This is a genomic window from Micromonospora sp. NPDC093277, assembly GCF_044765245.1.
Taxonomy (GTDB): Bacteria; Actinomycetota; Actinomycetes; order Mycobacteriales; family Micromonosporaceae; genus Micromonospora.
Window position 1 is genome coordinate 278,067 of record NZ_JBIWJO010000004.1, and the last position, 23,966, is coordinate 302,032.

General features: G+C 70.3%; 23 protein-coding genes and 1 pseudogene. 22 read left to right on the forward strand and 2 right to left on the reverse strand.

Annotated features, from left to right (window positions below; genetic code table 11):
• The first annotated feature begins 24 nt into the window (after nucleotides 1–24).
• Entirely contained in the window at nucleotides 25–876 is an 852-nt protein-coding gene (locus tag ACIRG9_RS11590) for a menaquinone biosynthetic enzyme MqnA/MqnD family protein (protein WP_402853778.1), read from the forward strand.
• A 77-nt stretch (nucleotides 877–953) separates the two neighbouring features.
• Here ACIRG9_RS11590 and ACIRG9_RS11595 read toward each other — a convergent pair whose 3' ends face one another.
• Together ACIRG9_RS11595 and ACIRG9_RS11600 are read right to left on the reverse strand one after the other, a co-directional pair.
• Nucleotides 954–1,898, reverse strand: coding sequence for a hypothetical protein (locus ACIRG9_RS11595; RefSeq protein WP_402853780.1), 945 nt, complete (start codon nucleotides 1,896–1,898; stop codon nucleotides 954–956).
• Complete coding sequence (locus ACIRG9_RS11600; protein ID WP_402853783.1) at nucleotides 1,898–2,851, reverse strand: hypothetical protein; 954 nt, start codon at nucleotides 2,849–2,851, stop codon at nucleotides 1,898–1,900. Before ACIRG9_RS11600 ends, ACIRG9_RS11595 begins: the two co-directional genes overlap by 1 nt.
• A 365-nt stretch (nucleotides 2,852–3,216) precedes the next feature.
• On the opposite strand from ACIRG9_RS11600, the gene paaA reads away from it, so the two are divergent.
• The 21 genes and pseudogenes from paaA to nuoL all read left to right on the forward strand — a co-directional run bounded on the left by paaA (nucleotide 3,217) and on the right by nuoL (nucleotide 23,965).
• Nucleotides 3,217–4,287, forward strand: coding sequence for a 1,2-phenylacetyl-CoA epoxidase subunit PaaA (gene paaA, locus ACIRG9_RS11605; RefSeq protein ID WP_402853786.1), 1,071 nt, complete (start codon nucleotides 3,217–3,219; stop codon nucleotides 4,285–4,287).
• Nucleotides 4,284–4,604 (forward strand): 1,2-phenylacetyl-CoA epoxidase subunit PaaB, encoded by a 321-nt coding sequence (gene paaB / locus ACIRG9_RS11610; protein WP_402853789.1) that lies wholly within the window; start codon nucleotides 4,284–4,286, stop codon nucleotides 4,602–4,604. Before paaA ends, paaB begins: the two co-directional genes overlap by 4 nt.
• The gene (paaC, locus tag ACIRG9_RS11615; RefSeq protein ID WP_402853791.1) at nucleotides 4,601–5,326 is read left to right on the forward strand and encodes a 1,2-phenylacetyl-CoA epoxidase subunit PaaC; all 726 of its coding nucleotides are present in this window, start codon (nucleotides 4,601–4,603) and stop codon (nucleotides 5,324–5,326) included. Before paaB ends, paaC begins: the two co-directional genes overlap by 4 nt.
• Complete coding sequence (gene paaD, locus ACIRG9_RS11620) at nucleotides 5,323–5,799, forward strand: 1,2-phenylacetyl-CoA epoxidase subunit PaaD (protein WP_402853793.1); 477 nt, start codon at nucleotides 5,323–5,325, stop codon at nucleotides 5,797–5,799. The genes paaC and paaD overlap by 4 nt, the downstream gene beginning before the upstream one ends.
• Entirely contained in the window at nucleotides 5,796–6,908 is a 1,113-nt protein-coding gene (gene paaE / locus ACIRG9_RS11625) for a 1,2-phenylacetyl-CoA epoxidase subunit PaaE (protein ID WP_402853796.1), read from the forward strand. Before paaD ends, paaE begins: the two co-directional genes overlap by 4 nt.
• 118 nt (nucleotides 6,909–7,026) lie before the next feature.
• Nucleotides 7,027–8,217: a cyclic dehypoxanthinyl futalosine synthase gene (mqnC, locus tag ACIRG9_RS11630; protein WP_402853799.1), complete on the forward strand. Its 1,191-nt coding sequence runs from the start codon at nucleotides 7,027–7,029 to the stop codon at nucleotides 8,215–8,217.
• A 502-nt stretch (nucleotides 8,218–8,719) separates the two neighbouring features.
• A complete protein-coding gene (locus tag ACIRG9_RS11635; protein ID WP_402853802.1) occupies nucleotides 8,720–9,430 on the forward strand; it encodes a demethylmenaquinone methyltransferase in 711 nt (236 codons plus the stop codon).
• Nucleotides 9,431–9,595: 165 nt separating this feature from the next.
• Nucleotides 9,596–9,814, forward strand: coding sequence for a hypothetical protein (locus ACIRG9_RS11640; protein ID WP_402853805.1), 219 nt, complete (start codon nucleotides 9,596–9,598; stop codon nucleotides 9,812–9,814).
• Nucleotides 9,815–9,949: 135 nt separating this feature from the next.
• Nucleotides 9,950–11,224 (forward strand): geranylgeranyl reductase family protein, encoded by a 1,275-nt coding sequence (locus ACIRG9_RS11645; protein WP_402853807.1) that lies wholly within the window; start codon nucleotides 9,950–9,952, stop codon nucleotides 11,222–11,224.
• Nucleotides 11,225–11,357: 133 nt separating this feature from the next.
• Nucleotides 11,358–11,723: an NADH-quinone oxidoreductase subunit A gene (locus ACIRG9_RS11650; RefSeq protein ID WP_089154551.1), complete on the forward strand. Its 366-nt coding sequence runs from the start codon at nucleotides 11,358–11,360 to the stop codon at nucleotides 11,721–11,723.
• Between the two features lie 13 nt (nucleotides 11,724–11,736).
• A complete protein-coding gene (locus ACIRG9_RS11655) occupies nucleotides 11,737–12,414 on the forward strand; it encodes a NuoB/complex I 20 kDa subunit family protein (protein WP_402853811.1) in 678 nt (225 codons plus the stop codon).
• Nucleotides 12,411–13,148, forward strand: a complete 738-nt coding sequence (locus ACIRG9_RS11660; RefSeq protein ID WP_402853814.1) for an NADH-quinone oxidoreductase subunit C — start codon at nucleotides 12,411–12,413, stop codon at nucleotides 13,146–13,148. Before ACIRG9_RS11655 ends, ACIRG9_RS11660 begins: the two co-directional genes overlap by 4 nt.
• Nucleotides 13,145–14,473, forward strand: coding sequence for an NADH-quinone oxidoreductase subunit D (locus ACIRG9_RS11665; protein WP_402853817.1), 1,329 nt, complete (start codon nucleotides 13,145–13,147; stop codon nucleotides 14,471–14,473). The genes ACIRG9_RS11660 and ACIRG9_RS11665 overlap by 4 nt, the downstream gene beginning before the upstream one ends.
• Nucleotides 14,470–15,168, forward strand: a pseudogene (gene nuoE / locus ACIRG9_RS11670) (NADH-quinone oxidoreductase subunit NuoE); the annotation flags it as partial. The gene ACIRG9_RS11665 and the pseudogene nuoE, both read left to right, overlap by 4 nt.
• Nucleotides 15,168–16,484 carry an NADH-quinone oxidoreductase subunit NuoF gene (gene nuoF, locus ACIRG9_RS11675; RefSeq protein ID WP_402853820.1) on the forward strand — a complete coding sequence of 439 codons (1,317 nt, stop codon included), beginning with the start codon at nucleotides 15,168–15,170 and terminating at the stop codon, nucleotides 16,482–16,484. The pseudogene nuoE and the gene nuoF, both read left to right, overlap by 1 nt.
• Entirely contained in the window at nucleotides 16,484–19,000 is a 2,517-nt protein-coding gene (locus ACIRG9_RS11680) for an NADH-quinone oxidoreductase subunit G (protein ID WP_402853823.1), read from the forward strand. The genes nuoF and ACIRG9_RS11680 overlap by 1 nt, the downstream gene beginning before the upstream one ends.
• Complete coding sequence (gene nuoH, locus ACIRG9_RS11685) at nucleotides 18,997–20,355, forward strand: NADH-quinone oxidoreductase subunit NuoH (protein WP_402853826.1); 1,359 nt, start codon at nucleotides 18,997–18,999, stop codon at nucleotides 20,353–20,355. Before ACIRG9_RS11680 ends, nuoH begins: the two co-directional genes overlap by 4 nt.
• Nucleotide 20,356: 1 nt before the next feature.
• On the forward strand, nucleotides 20,357–20,932 hold the full coding sequence (nuoI, locus tag ACIRG9_RS11690; RefSeq protein ID WP_402853829.1) for an NADH-quinone oxidoreductase subunit NuoI: 576 nt from the start codon (nucleotides 20,357–20,359) through the stop codon (nucleotides 20,930–20,932).
• The gene (locus ACIRG9_RS11695) at nucleotides 20,929–21,699 is read left to right on the forward strand and encodes an NADH-quinone oxidoreductase subunit J (RefSeq protein WP_402853832.1); all 771 of its coding nucleotides are present in this window, start codon (nucleotides 20,929–20,931) and stop codon (nucleotides 21,697–21,699) included. Before nuoI ends, ACIRG9_RS11695 begins: the two co-directional genes overlap by 4 nt.
• Complete coding sequence (nuoK, locus tag ACIRG9_RS11700; protein ID WP_088959269.1) at nucleotides 21,696–21,995, forward strand: NADH-quinone oxidoreductase subunit NuoK; 300 nt, start codon at nucleotides 21,696–21,698, stop codon at nucleotides 21,993–21,995. The genes ACIRG9_RS11695 and nuoK overlap by 4 nt, the downstream gene beginning before the upstream one ends.
• A 26-nt stretch (nucleotides 21,996–22,021) precedes the next feature.
• Complete coding sequence (gene nuoL / locus ACIRG9_RS11705) at nucleotides 22,022–23,965, forward strand: NADH-quinone oxidoreductase subunit L (protein ID WP_402853834.1); 1,944 nt, start codon at nucleotides 22,022–22,024, stop codon at nucleotides 23,963–23,965.
• Nucleotide 23,966: the final 1 nt, after the last annotated feature.

The following is a 23,966-nucleotide window of genomic DNA, read 5'->3' on the forward strand; positions in this document are numbered from 1 at the left end:
GCGGCGCGGGGTTAACGTCGGGCCATGGCCGACCGCATCGCCCGCCCCCGGGTGGGACACATCCAGTTCCTCAACTGCCTGCCGATCTACTGGGGGTTGATGCGGTCCGGCGCGCTGATCGACGTCGACCTGCACAAGGACTCGCCGGACCGGCTGAGCGCCGCGCTGGTCGCCGGTGACCTGGACATCGGGCCGATCTCACACGTGGAATACCTGCGGCACGCCGACGAGCTGCTGCTCCTGCCGGACCTGGCGGTCGGCAGCGACGGCCCGGTGCTCTCGGTCAACGTGGTCTCCACCAAGCCCCTCGCCGAGCTGGACGGGGGCCGGGTCGCGCTCGGCTCGACCTCGCGTACCGGGGTGCTCCTGGCCCGGTTGCTGCTCGGCGAGCGGTACGGCGTCCGGCCGGAGTACTTCCGCTGCCCGCCGGACCTGACCCAGATGCTGCTGGAGGCCGACGCCGGGGTGCTGATCGGCGACGTGGCGCTGCGGGCGCTCTATGAGGCGCCCCGCAAGGGCCTGCAGGTGACCGACCTCGGGCAGGCCTGGCGCGACTGGACCGGGCTGCCGATGGTCTTCGCCGTCTGGGCGGTACGCCGGGACTTCGCCGCCGCCCATCCCGGCCTGGTCAAGGAGGTGCACGAGGCGTTCCTGCGCTCGCGCGACCTCTGCCTGGCCGAGCTGGACCAGGTGGCCGAGGCGGCGGCCCGCTGGGAGCCGTTCGACGCGGAGACGTTGGCGACCTACTTCCGTACCCTCGATTTCTCGCTCGGCGAGCGGCAGGTGGCCGGGCTGCGCGAGTTCGCCCGGCGGGCCGCCGCGATCGGCGAGGCGCCCGCACTGCCCGCGGACGGGCCGGAGTTCTTCCTCGGCTGACGGGCTCTCTGTGACGACGAAGCGGCGGTGCCCGGCGGACCGGGACACCGCCGCTTTCGACAGTGGGCGGGGCGGGCTCAGGTCTTGTCGCGGAGCAGAGCCTCGGTGATCTTCTGGCAGGCCTTCATGCCGTACTCCCACCCGCCGCCGGCGCTGAAGGGGGTGCGGACCATCACGCCCATCGTCCAGGTGTCGCCGATCGCCAGGCAGTTGACGTGATACTCCTGCTCCTTCTGCCGGTCGATCCACCCGTTCTTGATCGCGATCTGCTTCTGTTCGGCGGCCGGGAACGCCTTGCGGATCCCGAAGTCGCCGACGCCGCGGACCAGCCGCATCTCGTTGAGCAGCCACTTGGTCCACTTCGGCCCGGCGGCGCGGCCGTCGTCGATGCAGAGGCCGAGCCGGGCGGTGTCCCGTGGGGACAGATTGGTCCGGCTCCAGCCGCCGTCGCTGGCGACCTTGCTGTCGGTCAGCTTGCAGATCGAGATCAGCCGCTTGATCGAGGCCGAGCTGCCCACACTCTCGTAGAACTGCTGTGCCCGTGTGTTGTCGCTGTCCCGGATGATCTGCGTGGCGTCGGCCAGCTTCGCGTCGCTCGGGGTCTTCCCCGCCTCGGCGCTCAGGCGCAGGTAGTCGGCGACCACCCAGGCCTTGATCAGCGAGGCGGTGGTGCTGGTCTCGGCCATGTTCTTCGAGCCGATGATCTTCCCGGTGCGCTTGTCCAGCACGGCCCAGGAGTACCAGCCCTTGATGTTGAGGCTGTCGAGGTTCTGCGCGGTGAACGGCAGCGGCTCCAGCGACGGCGACGGGGAGGGCGACGGCTGGGAGCGGGAGCTGCGGTCGGTGGGCGCATTCGTGGACCGGCCACTCGCGGCGGCCTGGCGCGAGGTGGGGTTGGGATCCAGCGGGGAGCCGGGCAGCAGCCGGAGCGAGACGAGCACCAGGCCGACCAGGGTGATCGCGACGGCGGTGAACATCAGCGGCCGCTGGTTGCTGCCGGGCCGGCGCCGGTTGCCGGCCATCAGAGCTTCCCGACCGGCTGCTGCGGGACCTTGAGGGCGGCGCCGGGCTGCGGGGTGACCAACTGGGTGGCCACGCTGGCGCAGACCTTCGCGCCATACTCCAGGCCGTCCTTCTGCGGGTAGCGCATCATCACCGCCAGGGTCCAGTCGTCGGTGACGGCGAGGCAGTTGACGTGCCACTGCACGTCCGCCCACAGCATGGTGAAGCCGTTCTTGATGCTGACCGGGTTCTTGTCCTTGATCTCGTCCGGCAGGCCGTCGATGATGCCCCAGCGGCCGCCCTGGACGGTCGTGCTCTTCTGGTCCTCGACGCCACCGCGGACCTTCGTCATCTCGCTCAGCACGAACTTGGTCCACTTCGGGCCGGCGGCGGTGCCGTCACCGATGCAGTCGCCCATCCGCACCGCGTCGCGCGGAGACATCTGGGTGTACGCCCACTTCGCATTGGTGGGTTCGATCTTCGTGTCGGTCAGCTTGCACATCTTGATGAGGCGGTCCAGCACCGGCTTTCGTCCGCCGGCGTTGTAGAGCGCCTCGGCGGACTTGTCGTTGCTGTCCCGGATCGCGGTGATGACCTGTTGCTTGCGGGCGTCGCTCGGCTCCTTGTCGCCGAGCTGGCGCAGGTAGTCGGAGACGATCCATGCCTTGATCATCGACTCGGTCGAGTTGGTCGACGTCATGTTCTTGGCGCCGCTGATCTTGCCGGTTTTCCGGTCCATCAAGGCCCAGGAGAAGAACTTTCCGTCGAAGTTCACCGAGACGGGCGCGTTGGCCAGGGTGGGCGGGGGTGGCGGGGTGGGCGCGGGCGCGGGGACCTTCTCGCCGCCACCGATGCCGCCGATGCTGGCGAGGACCTCGCCGCCGGAGAAGCGGGCGTACGCGGCGGGCACCAGCATGACGCCACCGAGGAGGACCGTCACGATGGCGAGCACCATGATCACGCGATGTCGCATGAGTGGGTGAACTCCAGATGTCTGGCCGGGGGGACCGGCTTTTCCGAGTTGGTTCGGCCTGATCGCCGAGGCCGGGGGTGGCCTGGGGTGTGTGGCGATCGTCAGTAGCCGATCGGTGTGCCGGGGGAAGTCTACTTCCGGGCAGGCCGTACGCCAGAACTTGGCACCTGGCAACTCGCCGTGATGGCGGGGTAATCGGCTGTTGTGCCGCCCTTGAGAGGATTCCCGTTCGGTTAGTGGCCGATGTCACAGCCGCGCCTTGCTCGCGCCTTCTTGCGGGAAGCGGTCATCGGGTGACGGACGGTGGCATCGGAAACCTGTTACACCCTCTGGTGTCATTGGTCGAGAGCTGTAACACTGGCCTCATGTATGGCAACGACTTCGCCCCGCCGGAGGACGGTCCCGGCGGTGGCCTGCTCGGCGAGGTGGAGGCGGCGGAGGCGGCCCTGCGCGAGGCGGCGACCCGCGCCCGGCGCGGCGGGCCCGCCCCGGACGACGACCTCGACGCTTACTTCACGGACGTGATCGCCGCCGATCAGAAGATCGAACCGCGCGACTGGATGCCGGAGGCGTACCGGAAGACGCTGATCCGGCAGATCGCCCAGCACGCGCACTCCGAGATCATCGGCATGCAGCCGGAGGGGAACTGGATCAGCCGGGCGCCCTCCCTGAAGCGCAAGGCGATCCTGCTGGCCAAGGTGCAGGACGAGGCCGGCCACGGCCTCTACCTCTACGCCGCCGCCGAAACGCTGGGCGTCAGCCGGGACGAGCTGGTGGAGCTGCTGCTGAACGGCCGGCAGAAGTACAGCTCGATCTTCAACTACCCGACGCTGACCTGGGCGGACGTGGGCGCGATCGGCTGGCTGGTCGACGGCGCGGCGATCGTCAACCAGGTGCCGCTGTGCCGCTGCTCCTACGGCCCGTACGCACGGGCGATGATCCGGGTCTGCAAGGAGGAGTCGTTCCACCAGCGCCAGGGCTACGAGATCCTGCACACGCTGGCCCACGGCACCCCGGCGCAGAAGGCGATGGCCCAGGAGTCGATCGACCGCTGGTGGTACCCGTCGCTGGCGATGTTCGGCCCGCCGGACGGCGACTCGACCCACTCCGCCCAGTCGATGGCCTGGAAGATCAAGCGGTTCTCCAACGACGAACTGCGCCAGCGCTTCGTCGACATGTGCGTGCAGCAGGCCGAGATCCTCGGGCTCACCCTGCCCGACCCCGACCTGCGCTGGAACGAGGCGCGGCAGGCGTACGACTACACCCAGCCCGACTACGACGAGCTGATGCAGGTGATCAAGGGCAACGGGCCGTGCAACCGGCAGCGGATGGCACACCGGCGCCGCGCCCACGACGAGGGCGCCTGGGTACGCGAGGCCGCCACGGTGTACGCCGCGAAGCGGTCGGAGAAGCAGAAGGAGAAGGTGGCTGCGTGAGCGAGCGTAGCGAGCGAACCGTGGAGGCCAGTGTGACCGATCCCTCGCCGCTGTGGGAGGTCTTCGTGCGGGCCCGGCGCGGGCTGTCGCACACCCACGTGGGCAGCCTGCACGCGCCCGACGCCGAGCTGGCCCTGCGTAACGCCCGGGACCTCTACACCCGCCGCCAGGAGGGCGTCTCCATCTGGGTGGTGCCGGCGGCCGCGATCACCGCGTCCAGCCCGGACGAGAAGGACGCCTTCTTCGACCCGGCGGCCGACAAGGTCTACCGCCATCCCACCTTCTACCCGGTGCCGGACGGGGTGGCACACCTGTGACCGGCCTTTTCGACTACACCCTCGGCCTCGGCGACGACGCGCTGGTCGCGGCGCAGCGGCTCGGCGAGTGGACCTCCCGCGCACCGGAGATGGAGGAGGACATCGCGCTGGCGAACATCGCCCTCGACCAGCTCGGCGCGGCCCGCCTCCTGCTCACGTACGCGGGCGAGCTGGAGGGCGCCGGCCGCGACGAGGACACACTGGCGTACGTCCGCGACGACCGGGAGTTCCGCAACTGCCTCCTGGTCGAGCTGCCCAACGGCGACTTCGCGGTCACCATGGCGAAGCTGTTCTTCCTGGCCGCGTACCAGGTTCCGCTCTACACCGCGCTGGCCGGGTGCGCCGACGAGCGGCTCGCCGCGATCGGCGCGAAGGCACGCAAGGAGTCCGCGTACCACCTCGACCACGCCGCGCTCTGGGTGCGGCGGCTCGGCGACGGCACCGAGGAGTCGCACCGCCGGATGCAGGCCGCGGTGGAGCAGGTGTGGCCGTACACCCACGAGCTGTTCGCGGCGGACCCGGCGGCGCCGGTCGACCCGGCCACCCTGCGGGCCGACTTCGACGCCACCGTCGACGCCGTGCTGGCCGAGGCGACGCTGACCAGGCCCGCGGACGGCTGGGCGCCCGGCGGCGGCCGGGACGGCCTGCACACCGAACACCTCTCCTACCTGCTGGCCGAGCTGCAGGTGCTGCACCGCGCCCACCCTGGAGCACAGTGGTGAGTGACGCGCGGGAGGCCGTGGCGGCGGTGGTGGACCCGGAGATCCGGGTCATCACCATCGACGAGCTGGGCATCCTCCGCGCGGTCGACGAGGACCCGGCGACCGGCCGGGTGGTCGTCACCATCACCCCCACCTACACCGGCTGCCCGGCGATGGACGTGATCCGCGCCGACATCCGCCGGGCGCTGGCCGCCGCGGGCCACCCGGACGCCGAGATCCGCACGGTGCACGCACCGGCGTGGAGCACGGACTGGATCTCCGAGCGCGGCCGGGCCAAGCTCGCCGCCGCCGGGATCGCCCCGCCCGTGCCGACCCGGGCGGGAAACGTCGTGTCGCTGACCCTCGCCGTCCGCTGCCCGCGCTGCGGTTCCCCGGACACCGAACAGGTCAGCCGCTTCGGTTCCACGGCGTGCAAGGCGCTGTGGCGCTGCCGTTCCTGCTCCGAACCCTTCGACCATGTGAAGGCGCTGTGACTGTCACCATCACCCGGCCGGTCCGTCGCCGGCCGGTCTTCCACCCGCTGCCCGTCGCCACCGTCGACCGGCTCACCGACGACGCCGTGGCGATCACCTTCGCCGTACCGGCGGAGCTGCGGGAGACCTTCGCGTTCTCCGCCGGCCAGCACCTCACGGTCCGTCTCCCCGCCGGAGGCGGCGGTGCGGACGTGCGGCGGTCGTACTCGATCTGCTCGACGCCGCAGGAGCTGGCGCGGGACGGACGGCTGCGGATCGGGGTGCGGGAGATTCCCGGCGGCGCGTTCTCCGCGTACGCCTGCGGCGCGCTGCGCGGCGGCGACACCGTCGAGGTGCTGCCCCCGCTCGGGCACTTCACCACGGCGTTCGCGGCGGACCGGGCCCGGCACTACGGCGCGGTGGTCGCCGGCTCCGGGATCACCCCGGTGCTCTCGCTGGTCGCGACCGCGCTGGCCGTCGAGCCGGCCAGCACCTTCACCCTGGTGTACGGCAACCGCACCGCGAACTCGGTGATGTTCGCCGAGGAGTTGGCCGACCTGAAGGACCGGTACCCGACCCGGCTGCACCTGGTGCACGTGCTCTCCCGGGAACAGGGCGAGTCTCCGCTGCTCTCCGGCCGGATCGACGCCGACCGGCTGGCCCGGCTGCTGGACACCGTCGTCCCCGGCGACGCCATCGGGGAGTGGTTCCTCTGTGGCCCGTACGGGATGGTGGTGGACGCCAAGGCGGTGCTCACCTCCCGGGGCCTGCCGGAATCCTCGGTGCGCACCGAGCTGTTCCACGTCGACGCCCCGCCGGAGCCGGTCCGCCGCCCCACCGCCGAGCCCGGTGCCGGCGCCGAGGTGACGATCGTGCTGGACGGGCGTTCGTCGAGCTTCACCATGGGGCGCGACGAGCGGGTGCTGGACGCGGCGCTGAAGGTCCGCGGCGAGCTGCCGTACGCCTGCAAGGGCGGGGTCTGCTCGACCTGCAAGGCCAAGGTGGTCTCCGGCGAGGTGACCATGGCTCGCAACTACGCGCTGGAGCCGGACGAGCTGGCCGCCGGCTACGTGCTCACCTGCCAGTCGAGCCCGCTGACCGACAAGCTCACCGTCGACTACGACGCCTGACCTCTCGCGCCGATCATGGGGTTTGTGACACTCCGCGCTGGTCGGCGTCCCGTTGGAGTGCGTCACAGGCCCGAACGCCCCTTACAGCACCGGCATCCGGTCGGCGTAGGCTCGGGACGTGACGGTGAGCCGGGAGATCGACGACATCCTGCAGCGCGGCGCGGACGGTGGGCGGATCACGCCCGAGGAGGCCCTGCTGCTCTACACCGAGGCGCCCTTCCACGGGCTGGGCGAGGCGGCGGACGCGGTGCGCCGGCGTCGCTACCCGGACAACATCGTCACGTACCTGATCGACCGCAACATCAACTACACGAACGTCTGCGTGACGGCGTGCAAGTTCTGCGCCTTCTACCGCGCGCCCAAGCACAAGGAGGGGTGGACCCACCCCACCGAGGAGATCCTGCGCCGCTGCGGCGAGGCGGTCGAGCTGGGCGCGACCCAGGTGATGCTCCAGGGTGGCCACCACCCGGACTACGGGGTGGAGTACTACGAGGAGCTCTTCTCGGCGGTCAAAACGGCGTATCCCCAGCTCGCCATCCACTCGATCGGCCCGAGCGAGATCCTGCACATGGCCAAGGTCTCCGGGGTGAGCCTGGACGAGGCCATCGCCCGGATCAAGACCGCCGGGCTGGACTCGATCGCCGGTGCCGGCGCCGAGATGCTGCCGGACCGGCCGCGTAAGGCGATCGCCCCGCTGAAGGAGTCGGGCGCGCGCTGGCTGGAGGTCATGGAGCTGGCGCACCGGCAGGGCCTCGAGTCGACGGCGACCATGATGATGGGCACCGGCGAGACCAACGCCGAGCGGATCGAGCACCTGCGGATGATCCGTGAGGTGCAGGACCGCACCGGTGGCTTCCGGGCCTTCATCCCGTGGACGTACCAGCCGGAGAACAACCACCTCAAGGGCCGTACCCAGGCGACCACCATGGAATACCTGCGGCTGGTCGCGGTGGCCCGGCTGTTCTTCGAGACGGTGCCGCACCTCCAGGCGTCCTGGCTGACCACCGGTAAGGATGTCGGCCAGCTCGCGCTGCACATGGGCGTGGACGACCTCGGCTCGATCATGCTGGAGGAGAACGTCATCTCCTCGGCGGGCGCCCGGCACCGGTCCAACCTGCACGAGCTGATCAGCATGATCCGCACCGCCGACCGGATCCCGGCGCAGCGGGACACCCTCTACAACCGGCTCGCGGTGCACCGGACGCCGGCCGACGACCCGACCGACGACCGGGTGGTCTCGCACTTCTCGTCGATCGCCCTGCCGGGTGGCGGGGCGGGGAAGTCGTTGCCGCTCGTCGAGGTCAACTGATTCGGTCGCGTCGCTCCCCGCGATGTGCGGCCCACGTCCGGTGATCGATCGGCTGGGTGCTCCGGTCGGCCGAACGGCCACTCTGCGGCCGTCGCGGGGCTGCTTTCCGCTGTCCGTTCACGGGATCTTTCCCGGCGCTCGCCGCAACAAGTGCTGTCAATTCGGGCAACGCTCGGGTGGTGCGCAGCCGCGCGGCTGGGTGAGGTGCCGACGCCGAGGGTGGCGGGGATGATCGCGGGCCGCTAACGTGCCTGCTCGTCCACCCGTTTGTGCCTCCAGGGGTGGCGCACCTGATCTTCTGGGACCGGCCGTCCGCCGGTCATCCTCCATCGGCCCGTGGGGGCCGTTCACATAACGCACGGCAGTCGAGGGCGGGATGGGACACCATCCCGCCCTCGCTGTCTCCGTTCGGCTGAGGACGGACGAGGGGCCGACGGGTGACCACCGTGCTCCGCGCGTACCCGCGGGCCGACGGTGGGCGGCCGGCTGGCAGAGTGAGGGGGTGAGCCGTACCCCACAGGGCCAGCGCGCCAGTCTGGACAAGCAGCCGCACGAGGTCGCCGCGATGTTCGACGGCGTGGCGGCTCGCTACGACGTGACGAACACGGTGATGACCGCCGGCCGGGACCGGGCTTGGCGCCGGGCCACCCGGGAAGCGCTCGACCTGCGCCCGGGGGAGCGGGTGCTGGACGTGGGCGCGGGAACGGGTGTCTCCACCGAGGAGCTGAGCCGCTCCGGGGCGTACGCGGTCGGTGCCGACCTCTCTCTCGGCATGCTCCAGGCCGGTCGCCGGGTCCGGCCCCACGTGCCACTGCTGGCCGGGGACGCGCTGCGGCTGCCCTTCCCGGACGCCACCTTCGACGCGGTGACCATCTCCTTCGCGTTGCGCAACGTGGTGGACACCCAGGCAGCGCTGTGCGAGTTCGCCCGGGTGACCCGGCCGGGCGGCCGGCTGGTGATCTGTGAGTTGAGCCACCCGACCAACGCCGTCTTCCGCACCGCTTACCTGTCGTACCTGATGCGGTGGCTGCCGGCCGCCGCGCGAGTGGTGTCGAGCAACCCCGACGCGTACGTCTACCTGATCGAGTCGATTCGGGCCTGGCCGGACCAGGCCGCCCTGGCGGCGCGGATCCAGGAGGCCGGCTGGGGGCAGGTCGGCTGGCGGAACCTGACCGGCGGGCTGGCGGCGCTGCACCGGGCGGTCCGGGACTGACCCTCGGGTCGGCCGTGCCAGCACACCTTGATCGACTCCGTGTGCGGCATGTGGTGGTTTCGGTGCTGCAGGAGACCGCCGTTTGCGGCGCATGGAGTGGCGACGAGGCCCGCCTGTTTCGCGAATATCCGTTTTTGCCCTATTTGGTCCCGTAGGCTCGCCCGCATGACGGGACCAGAGCAGGAGGCCACGGACGACGACGCCGCGGAACTCATCGCGCAGCTGAAGGAGCTGGCCGGCGCGGATCCCGCAGACGTCCGTCAGGTGGTCGCCGAGGTGCTGGCCGCGCTCGACCGTGCGGCCGGCGGCGCGCTACGCGAGCACCTGCCCGAGACCATCCGCCTCGACGCCGGCCTCGGGCCGGCCGCGCCGGCCCGCCCGTGACCCTGAAAGTGGACTCCTACCGGCGCGTTTTCGCGAAGTTAGGTACCCCTCACCAGTTACCGGTGTAACACCGGTCATAGACTCCAACCCGATCGGCTTGTGAAGCATTTCACGAGCTTGCGGGAGGAGGCGCAGATGACCGCGGTGGAGAACGACGCCGACGTGATCGTCGTGGGCGCCGGTCCCGGAGGATCGGCAACCGCGTACCACCTGGCGCGGCACGGCGTACGCGTGCTGCTGCTCGAGAAGACCGAGTTTCCCCGGGAGAAGGTCTGCGGCGACGGGCTCACCCCGCGCGCCGTCCGACAGCTCGTCCGGATGGGTGTGGACACCTCGCCCGAGGCCGGCTGGCTGCACAACAAGGGCCTCCGGGTGATCGGCGGCGGGGTCCGCCTGGAACTGGACTGGCCCGAACTGGCCAGCTTCCCCAACTACGGCTTGGTCCGGACCCGGCTCGACTTCGACGACCTGCTCGCCCGGCAGGCCGTCGCCGCCGGGGCGAAGCTGCTGACCAGCGTGAACGTAATCGGTCCGGTGCTCGACGCCGACGACCGGGTGATCGGTGTGCAGGCCGAGGTGGGCCCGGAGAAGGAGCCGGCCGCCTTCCACGCCCCGCTGGTGGTCGCCGCGGACGGCGTCTCCGGCCGCTTCCCGCTCGCCCTCGGCCTGGCCAAGCGGGAGGACCGGCCGATCGGCGTGGCGGTCCGCCGCTACTACCGCTCGCCCGCCAAGCACCAGGACGACTACCTCGAGTCGTGGCTGGAACTGCGCGGCAAGAACAGCGACGACCTGCTCCCCGGCTACGGCTGGATCTTCGGCCTGGGTGACGGGCGGGTCAACGCCGGCCTGGGCATCCTCAACTCCTCCTCGGCGTTCGGTAAGACCAACTACCGGCGGCTGCTCACCGAATGGCTGGCCAACACCCCCGAGGAGTGGGGGATGACCGACGAGACCAACGCGGAGGGGCCGATCTCGGGCGCCGCGCTGCCGATGGGCTTCAACCGGGTGCCGCACTACACCCGCGGGGTGCTGCTGGTCGGCGACTCCGGCGGCATGGTCAACCCGTTCAACGGCGAGGGCATCGCGTACGCGATGGAGTCCGGCGAGCTGGCCGCCGAGGTGGCGGTGCAGGCGCTCGCCCGGTCCGCCGGCGCCGAGCGGGAGCGGGCGCTGCAGGCGTACCCGCAGGAGCTGAAGGCCCGCTTCGGCGGCTACTACCGGCTCGGCGGGATCTTCGTGAAGCTGATCGGCCGGCCGGAGGTCATGCGGATGGCCACCAAGCACGGCATGCCGCACCCGATGCTGATGCGCTTCGTGCTCAAGCTGCTGGCCAACCTGACCGACCCGCGGGGCGGGGACGCGATGGACCGGGTCATCAACGCGATGACGAAGGTGGCACCAGCCGTGTAGACCACCCGTTTCCGGGGCGGCGCAGCCCCGGAAACGGACAGAGATCGACCCCGCCGGCCGAGGTCACGAGGGACGTGAATAGTGTGATTTTCGCCAACGACCGAGGTCAGGGAAGGACGAGCAGGAGACAACGATGACGCTCTCGCCTTACGCACCGATCATCGGGCTGTTCGCCCTCGCCGCGGGGTTCGCGCTGTTCTCCGTGGCCGCTGCCCGATTCGCCGGTCCCCGGCGTCTGAACAAGGCCAAGCTCGAGGCGTACGAGTGCGGCATCGAGCCGAGCCCGCAGCCGGTCGGCGGCGGCCGGTTCCCGATCAAGTTCTACCTGACGGCGATGCTCTTCATCGTCTTCGACATCGAGATCATCTTCCTCTACCCCTGGGCGGTTTCCTTCGACGCCCTGCCGATCTTCGGCTTCGTGGAGATGGTCATGTTCATCGTCGCGGTCTTCGTCGCCTACGCCTACGTCTGGCGGCGCGGCGGCCTGGACTGGGACTGAGGGAGGTACGCAGATGGGCATCGAGGAGAAGCTTCCCTCCGGCGTCCTGCTCACCACCGTCGAGAAGCTGGTCAACTGGTCGCGGAAGTCGTCCGTCTGGGGCGCCACCTTCGGCCTGGCCTGCTGTGCCATCGAGATGATGGCGGCGGGCGGCCCGCACTACGACATGGGCCGTTGGGGCATGGAGGTCTTCCGGGCCTCGCCCCGGCAGGCGGACCTGATGATCGTGGCCGGCCGGGTGAGCCAGAAGATGGCCCCGGTCCTGCGCCAGATCTACGACCAGATGGCCGAGCCCCGCTGGGTGCTGTCGATGGGCGTCTGCGCCAGCAGCGGCGGCATGTTCAACAACTACGCCATCGTGCAGGGCGTCGACCACGTCGTCCCGGTCGACATGTACCTCCCGGGCTGCCCGCCCCGGCCCGAGATGCTCATCGACGCGGTGCTCAAGCTCCGCGAGAAGATCATGTACGAGCCGCTGGGCCCGAACGGCCGCAAGATGCTGGAGGCCCGCAAGGAGCGCGGTGACGTGTCTGTGGTGCCGTACGGCTCGATGCCGTCGTCGTACCGCAATGACAAGGCCCGGCGTGCCGAGTGGACCACGGCGGTCCGCGAGGGGCGCGAGGAGCAGTTGCGGATCGAGAACTGGATGAAGGCCCAGAACCACCTCCACCCGCACGGGGGCCCGAAGTGAGCGCAACTGACGACAGGACCAACAACGGGGGCGTGCCGGTGCCGGTGACCCCGGCGGGGGCCACCAGCGGTGCCCCGGCCGAGCACCCGCCGGCCAGCCCCGCCGGCCGTGGCATGTTCGGCGTGCACGGCAGCGGTGACGTCTCCGGCTACGGCGGCCTGGTCCGCCCGCGCAAGCCGATGGAGGAGAGCCCCCGGCCGTACGGCGGCTACTTCGACGAGGTCCGGGACGCGCTGGAGGAGGCGTACCCCGACTTCGACGACGCGATCGAGAAGGTCGTGGTCGACCGGGGCGAGCTGACCCTGCACGTCCGCCCGGAGCGGATCGTCGAGGTCTGCCAGGTGATGCGCGACGACCTGGCGCTGCGCTTCGAGCTCTGCTCGTCGGTGTCCGGCGTGGACTACCTGGGCGCGGCCGAGCGCCGGCTGCACGTGGTCTACCAGCTCACCTCGATGACCTACCGGCGTCGGATCCGGCTGGAGGCCGCGGTCCCCGCCGAGGAGCCGCACCTGCCGAGCGTCACCAGCGTCTACCCGACCGCCGACTGGCAGGAGCGGGAGACGTACGACATGTTCGGCATCGTCTTCGACGGCCACCCCAACCTGACCCGGATCCTCATGCCGGACGACTGGGAGGGGCACCCGCAGCGCAAGGACTACCCCCTCGGCGGTGTGCCCGTCGAGTACAAGGGCGCGGAGATCCCGCCGCCGGACAAGCGGAGGTCGTACCAGTGACGACGTCGAACTACGCGACCGAGCGCGAGACCACCGAGGGCAAGGTCTTCACCGTCACCGGTGGGGACTGGGACACGGTCGTCTCCGGCACCGACCCGATCAACGACGAGCGGATCGTCGTCAACATGGGTCCGCAGCACCCGTCCACCCACGGCGTGCTCCGGCTGGTCCTGGAGCTGGAGGGCGAGACGGTCCGCGAGTGCCGCTCGGTCGTCGGCTACCTGCACACCGGCATCGAGAAGAACCTCGAATACCGCACCTGGGTCCAGGGCTCGACCTTCGTGACCCGGATGGACTACCTCTCCCCGCTGTTCAACGAGACGGCGTACGCGCTGGCGGTGGAGAAGCTGCTCGGCATCACCGACGACGTGACCGAGCGGGCCAACACCATCCGGGTGCTGATGATGGAGCTCAACCGGATCTCCTCGCACCTGGTCTGGCTGGCCACCACCGGCATGGAGCTGGGCGCGATCTCGATCATGCTGTACGGCTTCCGCGAGCGGGAGTACATCCTCGACATCTTCGAGACCATCACCGGCCTGCGCATGAACCACGCGTACGTGCGGCCGGGCGGGGTCGCGCAGGACGTCCCGGACGACGCGATCGTCAAGATCCGGAACTTCCTCAAGATGATGCCGAAGAAGCTCAAGGAGTACGAGGACCTCCTCTCCGGCCAGCCGATCTGGACCGAGCGCACCAAGAACGTGGCGGTACTCGACGTGACCGGCTGCCTGGCGCTCGGCGTCACCGGCCCGGTGCTGCGCTCCGCCGGTCTCGCCTGGGACCTGCGCAAGACCATGCCGTACTGCGGCTACGAGACGTACGAGTTCGACGTCCCGACCCACACCGACGGCGATGTCTGGGGCCGCTACCTGGTCCGGCTGGCCGAGATCCGCGAGTCGCTGAAGCTGGTCGAGCAGGCGGTGGACCGGCTCGCCAAGCGCGGCCCGGTGATGGTCTCCGACAAGAAGATCGCCTGGCCGGCGCAGCTCGCCATCGGCGTCGACGGCATGGGCAACTCGCTGGAGCATGTCGCCAAGATCATGGGCCAGTCGATGGAGTCGCTGATCCACCACTTCAAGCTCGTCACCGAGGGCTTCCGGGTCCCGCCGGGCCAGGTGTACGTCGGCATCGAGTCGCCCCGCGGCGAGCTGGGCGTGCATGCGGTCTCCGACGGCGGTACCCGGCCGTACCGGGTGCACTACCGGGAGCCGAGCTTCATCAACCTCCAGGCGCTCCCGGCGATGGCCGAGGGTGGCCTGATCGCCGACGTGATCGCCGGTGGCGCCTCGCTGGACCCCGTGATGGGTGGTTGTGACCGATGAGTGTCTTTACGGAAGAAACCCGGGCCCGGGCGCGGGAGATCATCGCCCGGTACCCGGCGGATCGGTCCCGCTCGGCGCTGCTGCCGCTGCTGCACCTGGTCCAGTCCGAGGAGGGGTACGTCTCCCCGGCCGGTGTCGAGTTCTGCGCCGAGGTGCTCGGCCTGAACAAGGCCCAGGTCGGCGCGGTGGCCACCTTCTACACCATGTACAAGCGCAAGCCGACCGGTGATTTCCTGGTCAGCGTCTGCACCAACACGATGTGCAACGTGCTGGGCGGCCAGGAGGTCTACGACACCCTCTCGGAACACCTGGGCGTCGGGCACGACGAGACCACCGAGGACGGGAAGATCACCCTGGAGCACGCCGAGTGCCTGGCGGCGTGCGACTACGGCCCGGTGATGACGGTCAACTACGACTTCTTCGACAAGGTCGACCCGCAGGGCGCGCTCGGCGTGGTCGAGGAGCTGCGGGCCGGGGGCCGGCCGATGCCGACCCGGGGCGCGCGGCTCTGCACGCTGAAGGAGATGGCCGTCCAGCTCGCCGGCTTCGCCGACGAGCGGGAGGGCGCCGTCGCCGACGGCGGGCCGGGCGAGTCGACCCTGCGCGGCGTACGACTGGCTGAGGAGCACGGCATCTCGGTGCCGGGGTTCGACCCGAACACCCCGATCCGCAGCAAGGAAGCGGAGGCTCAGAAGTGACGACGCCTCGGCCGGAGACGCTGGCCAAGCTGACGCCGGTGCTGACCAAGCGCTGGCTGTCGCCGGACGCCTGGCGCATCGGCACCTACGAGAAGCTGGACGGCTACGCCGCCCTGCGCAAGGCGCTCAAGGCGCACCCGGACGACCTGATCCAGCTGATCAAGGACTCCGGGCTGCGTGGGCGCGGCGGCGCGGGCTTCCCGACCGGCCTCAAGTGGGGGTTCATCCCGCAGGGCGACGGCAAGCCGCACTACCTGGTGGTGAACGCCGACGAGGGCGAGCCGGGCACCTGCAAGGACCTGCCGCTGATGACCCACGACCCGCACGCGCTGGTCGAGGGCGTGATCATCGCCTCGTACGCGATCCGGGCCAACCGCGCGTACATCTACATCCGCGGTGAGGCGGTGCACGCCGCCCGCCGGCTGCGCAACGCCGTGCGGGAGGCGCAGGCCAAGGGCTACCTCGGGCGGAACATCCTCGGCAGCGGGTTCGACCTGGAGCTGGTGGTGCACTCCGGCGCCGGGGCGTACATCTGCGGCGAGGAGACCGCGCTGCTGGACTCGCTGGAGGGCTTCCGGGGCCAGCCCCGGCTGCGCCCGCCGTTCCCGGCGACCCACGGCCTCTACGCCAGCCCGACCGTGGTCAACAACGTCGGCACCATCGCCAGCGTGCCGTACATCGTGCTGGGCGGCCCGGACTGGTGGAAGACCATGGGTACGGAGAAGTCCTCCGGCCCGATGATCTACTCGCTCTCCGGCCGGATCGCCAACCCGGGCCAGTACGAGTGCTCGATGGGGATCACCCTGCGCGAGCTGATCGAGCTGGCCGGCGGGATGCAGCCCGGACACAACCTGCGGTTCTGGACCCCGGGAGGCTCGTCCACCCCGCTGCTCACCGCCGAGCACCTGGACGTGCCGCTGGACTTCGAGGGGGTGGCGGCGGCCGGCTCGATCCTGGGCACCACGGCCACGCAGATCTTCTCCGACCAGGACTGCCCGGTGTACGCGACCTACCGGTGGCTGGAGTTCTACCACCACGAGTCGTGCGGCAAGTGCACCCCGTGCCGCGAGGGCAACTACTGGATGGTCCGGGTCTACCGGCGGATCCTCGCCGGCCAGGGCACCCACGAGGACCTGGACACCCTGCTCGACACCTGCGACAACATCCTCGGCCGCTCGTTCTGCGGTCTGGGTGACGGTGCGACCAGCTCGGTGACCTCGTCACTGCAGTACTTCAAGCAGGACTACCTCGACTACATCGAGGGACGTACCGCGCCGAAGCTCTCCGAGAAGCAGCTGGTGGGAGCCCACTGATGACCGATGTAGCCAAGCAGACCGAGACCGTCACCCTCACCATCGACGGCGTCCAGGTCACCGCGCCCAAGGGGACGCTGCTGATCCGGGTCGCCGAGCAGTTGGGCACCGAGATCCCGCGGTTCTGCGACCACCCGCTGCTGGCCCCGGCCGGCGCCTGCCGGCAGTGCCTGGTGGAGGTGGAGGGCCAGCGCAAGCCGGTCGCCTCCTGTACCCAGACGGTGGCCGAGGGCATGGTGGTCCGTACCCAGCTCACCTCGCCGGTCGCCAAGAAGGCCCAGGAGGGGGTGATGGAGCTGCTGCTCCTCAACCACCCCCTGGACTGCCCGATGTGTGACAAGGGCGGCGAGTGCCCGCTGCAGAACCAGGCGATGTCCACCGGCCGCACGGACTCCCGCTTCCACGAGCACAAGCGGGAGTACCCGAAGCCGCTGCCGATCAGCAGCCAGGTGCTGCTCGACCGCGAGCGCTGCGTGCTCTGCCAGCGTTGCACCCGGTTCTCCGAGGAGATCGCCGGCGACAAGTTCATCGACCTGATGAACCGCTCGTCCGCCGAGGAGATCAACATCTACCGGGACGACGCGTACGGCGCGGAGTCCGGCGAGGACAGCGGGGACGTCCCGTTCAACTCGTACTTCTCCGGTAACACGGTGCAGATCTGTCCGGTGGGTGCGCTGACCGGCGCGCAGTACCGGTTCCGGGCCCGCCCGTTCGACCTGGTCTCCACCCCGAGCGTCTGCGAGCACTGCTCGGCCGGCTGCGCCCAGCGCACCGACTGGCGGCGCGGCAAGGTGCTGCGCCGGCTGGCCGGCGACGACCCGGCGGTGAACGAGGAGTGGAACTGCGACAAGGGCCGTTGGGGCTTCCAGTACACCCGCGCGTCCGACCGGCTCACCACCCCGCTGGTCCGCGACGACCGGACCGGTGAGCTGCGCGAGGCGTCCTGGAGCGAGGCGCTGACCCGGGCCGCCGAGGGGCTGCGCGCCGCCCGCGACGGCGGTTCGGGCACGGCGGTGCTGACCGGTGGCCGGCTGACCGTCGAGGACGCGTACGCGTACGCGAAGTTCGCCCGGGTCGCGCTGCACACCAACGACATCGACTTCCGGGCCCGCCCGGTCTCCCGCGAGGAGGCCGACTTCCTGGCCAGCCGGGTCGCCGGAGTCACCGACGTGACCTACGCGGACGTGGAGAACGCGCCGGCGGTGGTGCTGGTCGGGCTGGAGCCGGAGGAGGAGTGCCCCATCCTCTTCCTGCGGCTGCGCAAGGCGCACCTGAAGAACAAGCTCGCCGTGTACGCGATCGCGCCGTTCGCCACGCGCGGCCTGGAGAAGCTCGGGGCCAAGCTGGCCCGGGTGGTGCCGGGCGAGGAGGCCAGCGTGCTGGCCGAGCACGCCACGGTGGCCGAGGCGCTGAGCCGGCCGGGGGCGATCCTGATCGTCGGCGAGCGGCTGGGCGCGGTGCCGGGCGGGCTCTCCGCGGCGGCGGACGTCGCCCGGCGTACCGGTGCGAAGCTGGCCTGGGTGCCGCGGCGCGCGGGTGACCGCGGCGCGGTCGACGCGGGCTGCCTGCCCAACCTGCTCCCCGGTGGCCGTCCGGTCACCGAGCCGGCCGCCCGCGCCGAGCTGGGCGAGGCGTGGGACATCGCGGCCGGGGTGATCCCGAGCCAGGCCGGCCGGGACACCGACGGCATCCTCGGGGCGGCGGCCGGTGGCCAACTCGGCGCCCTCGTGGTGGCCGGCGTGGACCCGTCCGACCTGGCCGACCCGCGCCTGGCCGAGCAGGCCCTGGACGCGGTGCCGTTCCTGGTCAGCCTGGAGCTGCGGATGAGCGCCGTGGCCCGCCGGGCGGACGTGGTCTTCCCGGTCGCCCCGGTGGTCGAGAAGGCCGGCAGCTTCCTGGACTGGGAGGGCCGGCTGCGCACCTTCGAGAAGGTGTTGGAGACCGCGGCGATGAGCGACGGCCGGGTGCTCGACGCGCTGGCCGCGCAGCTCGACGTCCGGCTCGGCACCGGTGACGTGGCCGGCGTCCGCCGGGAGCTGGGCGCGCTGCCGCCGACCCGGGTCGACCGTCCGGCCGCGCCGATGGTCGAGCCGACCGCCGTGCCGCAGCCGGGCGCGGGTCAGGCGGTCCTGGCCACCTGGCATCAGCTGATCGACCTGGGCACCCTCACCGACGGCGACGAGCATCTCGCCGGCACCGCCCGTCCGCCGGTGGTCCGGCTGGGCAAGGGCACCGCCGAGGCGATCGGTGTCACCGACGGCGACCCGGTGACCGTGGGCACGGACCGCGGCGCGGTCACCCTGCCGGCGGCGATCACCGAGATGCCGGACGGTGTGGTCTGGCTGCCGACCAACTCACCCGGCTCGACCGTCCGGCGCAGCCTCGGCGCGACGGCCGGCGAGGTCGTACAGGTCTCCGCCGGCGCGCTCGGCGGTGTGGCCGTCCCGGCCGGACGTGTCGCCTCGGACGCGGCTGACGGCCCGGGTCCGCTCCTCAACGCAGGGGGTGTGCAATGAGCCCGGTCATCCTGGCCGCGCAGGACCCGTCGCTGGCCGACTTCGGCCACGACCCGTGGTGGCTGGTCCTGATCAAGATCGTCTTCGCGTTCGTCTTCGCCGTGCTGGCCACGCTGCTCGGCGTCTGGTTCGAGCGGCGGGTCGTCGGCTACATGCAGGTCCGGCCCGGACCCAACCAGGTCGGCCCGTTCGGCCTGCTGCAGACGCTCGCCGACGGTCTGAAGATGGCCTTCAAGGAGGACATCCTCCCGAGGACCGCCGACAAGGTCGTCTTCTTCTTCGCCCCGACCATCTCGGTGGTCTGCGCGGTCACCTCGCTGTCGGTGGTGCCGTTCGGCCCGATGGTCAGCATCTTCGGCCACTGGACGCCGCTGCAGGTCACCGACGTGTCGGTGGCGGTGCTGGTGCTGCTGGCCTGCTCCTCGATGGGCATCTACGGCATCGTGCTCGGCGGTTGGGCCTCCGGCTCGACCTATCCGCTGCTCGGTGGTCTCCGGTCCACCGCCCAGATGATCTCGTACGAGGTCGCGATGGGGCTGAGCATCGTGGCGGTGTTCATGACCGCCGGCACGATGTCCACCAGCGGGATCGTCCACGAACAGGCGCACGGCACCCGGCTGAACCTCTTCGGGGCCGACCTCCAGGCCCCCGGCTGGTACGCGATCCTGCTGCTGCCCAGCTTCATCATCTTCTTCATCGCCACCGTCGGTGAGACCAACCGGGCGCCGTTCGACCTGCCCGAGGCGGAGTCGGAGCTGGTCGCGGGCTACATGACCGAGTACAGCTCGCTGCGGTTCGCGCTCTTCATGCTCTCCGAGTACGTCGCGATGGTGACCATGTCCGCGGTCACCACCACGCTGTTCCTCGGCGGCTGGCGGGCCCCCTGGCCGATCACCATGTGGGCGGGCGCCAACTCGGGTTGGTGGCCGATGCTCTGGTTCTTCGGCAAGGTGATCCTCTTGGTCTTCGTCTTCGTCTGGCTGCGGGGCACCCTGCCCCGGCTCCGGTACGACCAGTTCATGCGCTTCGGCTGGAAGGTCCTGCTGCCGATCAACCTGGTCTGGATCCTGGTGCTGAGCGGGCTGCGCTCGATCGAGGACTGGCAGACCAAGGACCGGCTGCTCGCCACCGGCATCGGCGCGGGCGTGCTGCTGTTGGCCACGCTCTTCTGGCCGACCAGGAAGAAGGAGCCGAAGCCGACGGTCCAGGAGCAGGTCAACAGCCGTCCGCACGGCAGCTTCCCGCTGCCCCCGATGGATCTTCAGGTACCACCGAGCCCGCGCACCGTGCGCGTGGTCGCCGAGCGGGAGCCGGCCAACGTGGTCGCCGGCTCGGACCCCAGCAGGGAGGTGTGACGTGGGCACGATCACCGGAACGTTCAAGGGCTTCGGGGTCACCTTCTCGCACATGTTCAGGAAGGTCGTCACCACCGACTACCCGTTCAAGCCGCCGGTGTCGGCGCCGCGCTACCACGGGCGGCACATCCTCAACCGGCACCCGGACGGCCTGGAGAAGTGCATCGGCTGCGAGCTGTGCGCCTGGGCCTGCCCGGCGGACGCGATCTACGTCGAGGGTGGCGACAACACCGAGGAGGAGCGCTTCTCCCCGGGTGAGCGGTACGCCAGCGTCTACCAGATCAACTACGCCCGGTGCATCTTCTGCGGGCTCTGCATCGAGGCCTGCCCGACCCGTTCGCTCACCATGAGCAACGAGTACGAGCTGGCCCGGGACAGCCGGCAGGATCTGATCTTCACGAAGGAGCAGCTGCTCGCGCCGCTGCTGCCCGGCATGGAGCAGCCGCCGCACCCGATGCGGCTGGGCGACAGCGAGAAGGACTACTACGTCGGCTCGCTGACCAATCCGGGCACCTCGGCCGGCGCCGAGCGTTCGCCGATGAGCCCGGCCGCGGCTGGCAAGGGAGACACGGCATGACCACGCAGACGGTGCTCGCCGAGGCGGCCTCGGTCTCCGGTGGCGAGGCGGTGACCTTCTGGATCCTCGCGCCGCTGGCGCTGGTCGGCGCGATCGGCATGGTGTGGGCGCGCAACGCGGTGCACTCGGCGCTCTGGCTGGTGCTGACCATGCTCTGCCTGGGCGTGTTCTACGTCCTGCAGGCCGGGCCGTTCATCGGCATGGTGCAGATCATCGTCTACACCGGCGCGATCATGATGCTCTTCCTGTTCGTGCTGATGCTGGTCGGCCGGGACTCCAAGGACTCGCTGATCGAGACCCTGCGCGGGCAGCGGGTCGCCGCCGTGGTGCTCGGCCTCGGCTTCGCCGGCCTGGTGGGCAGCGGCCTCTCCCGGGCCATGGTGGGCGTCCAGGCGGTCGGTCTGGACAAGGCCAACGCCGACGGCAACGTCCAGGGCATCGCCCGGCTGCTCTTCACCAAGTACGTCTTCGCCTTCGAGCTGACCTCCGCGCTGCTGATCACGGCGGCCGTCGGCGCGATGGTGCTGGCGCACGTCGAGCGGCGCAAGGAGGACCGGATGGACCAGGTCGCCACGATGAAGGCCCGGTTCCGCCCCGGCAACTATCCCGGCCCGAAGCCTGGGCCGGGCGTCTTCGCGACCTCGAGCTCGGTGGCCACCCCGGCCCGCCTGCCCGACGGCCGGCTGACCGACCGCAGCATCTCCGAGATCCTGCCGGTTCGGGAGCTGACCGCGGACGAGACCTCTCTGAAGGGGACGGAGAAATGACCCCGGACTACTACCTGATCCTCGCGGCGGTGCTGTTCACCATCGGCGCCGTCGGCGTGCTCGTCCGGCGTAACGCGATCGTGCTGTTCATGTGCGTCGAGCTGATGCTCAACGCGGCCAACCTGACGCTGGTCACCTTCAGCCGGATCAACGGCGACCTGAACGGCCAGATCATGGCGTTCTTCGTGATGGTGGTGGCGGCGGCCGAGGTCGTGGTCGGGCTCGCGATCATCATGTCGATCTTCCGGACTCGGCGCTCGGCGAGCGTCGACGACGCCAACCTGCTGAAGTACTGAGGGGTCCACCGGTGGATGAGATTCTGATGAATGCTTCGGCTGCCCCGGCGGACGCCGTCTCCTTCGCTTCGGCGGACGGCCTGCTCGGCAGCGTCTGGCTGCTGGTGGCGATCCCGCTGGTCAGCGCGGCGATCCTGCTGCTGCTCGGCAAGCGGGCGGACCGCTGGGGCCACTGGCTGGGGGTCGGCGCGATCGGCGCCGCCTTCGTGCTCGGCCTGACCTACTTCCTCCAGCTCCGCGGCCTGGAGAACAAGCAGGTCCAGCTGAGCCTCTGGCAGTTCATCACGGTCGGCGACCTCAAGGTGGACTTCGGCCTGCTCTTCGACCCGCTGGCCGCGGTATTCGTTCTGCTGATCACCGGGGTGGGCTTCCTGATCCACCTCTACGCGGTCGAGTACATGGCGCACGACGAGGGCCGGCGACGGTTCTTCGGGTACTTCAACCTCTTCGTCGCCGCGATGCTGCTGCTGGTGCTCGGCAACAACTACGTGATGCTCTACTTCGGCTGGGAGGGCGTCGGTCTGGCGTCGTACCTGCTGATCTCCTTCTGGTACGGCCGGCCGAGCGCGGCCACCGCCGGTAAGAAGGCGTTCCTGATGAACCGGGTCGGCGACGCCGGCCTGGCCATCGGCATCTTCGTCATGTTCGCCACCCTCGGCAGCACCCAGTACGACCAGGTCTTCAACGGGGTCGGCTCGCTGGGCGCGACCACGGTGCTGGTGCTCGGTGTGCTGCTGCTCCTCGGCGCGGCCGGCAAGTCCGGCCAGTTCCCGCTCCAGGCGTGGCTGCCGGACGCGATGGAGGGCCCGACCCCGGTCTCCGCGCTCATCCACGCGGCCACCATGGTCACCGCGGGCGTCTACCTGATCGCCCGGTCCAACCCGATCTTCTCCGCCAACACCACGCTCCAGCTCGTGGTGGTCAGCGTCGGCGCGGTCACCCTGTTGATGGGCTGCCTCATCGGCGCGGCCAAGGACGACATCAAGCGGGTGCTGGCCTGGTCGACGGTGAGCCAGATCGGCTACATGTTCCTCGGCGTCGGCCTGGGCGGCGGCGCGTACGCGCTGGCCATCGTGCACCTGCTGGCGCACGGCTTCTTCAAGGCCAACATGTTCCTCGGCGCCGGCTCGGTCATGCACGGCATGAACGACCAGGTGGACATCCGCCGCTTCGGCGCGCTGTCGAAGCACATGAAGATCACCTGGCTGACCTTCATGATGGGCTGGCTGGCCATCATCGGCATCCCGCCGCTCTCCGGCTTCTTCTCCAAGGAGCCGATCATCGCGGCCGCGTTCGAGCGGGAGGACTGGACCGCCTGGCTCTTCGGCGGTGCCGCGCTGCTCGGCGCCGGGTTGACCGCCTTCTACATGACCCGGCTCTTCGTGCTCACCTTCCACGGCCCGAAGCGGTGGACCGAGGAGATCGAGCACCCGCACGAGTCGCCGCGGCTGATGACCGTCCCGCTGATCCTGCTGGCGATCGGCTCGATCGCGGCCGGCTTCCTGATGAAGAGCTCGGTGCCGGACTGGCTGACCGCCACCGCCGGCCTGGGCGGCGAGCACGTGGAGCACGAGCCCGTTCTCGCGCACTGGCTGATCACCGTGCTCTCGCTGCTGGTCACCGTGCTGGGCGCCGGGCTGGCCTGGATGCTGTTCCGCGGCGGCACGGCCACCGAGCCGCAGCCGGCCGGGGTGCTGGTCACCGCCGCCCGCCGGAACCTCTACACGGACGCCTTCAACGAGGCGGTCTTCGAGAAGCCGGGCATCTTCCTCACCCGGGCGTTGGTCTTCCTCGACAACCGGGGCGTCGACGGGCTGGTCAACGGCCTGGCCGCCGCGGTGGGCGGGGGCTCGGGCCGGCTCCGGCGGCTGCAGACCGGTTTCGTGCGGTCGTACGCGACCTCGATCATGGCCGGCGCGCTGCTCGTGGTGGCGGCGTTCCTGGCGGTGCAGGCGGGGTGGCTGGCGTGAT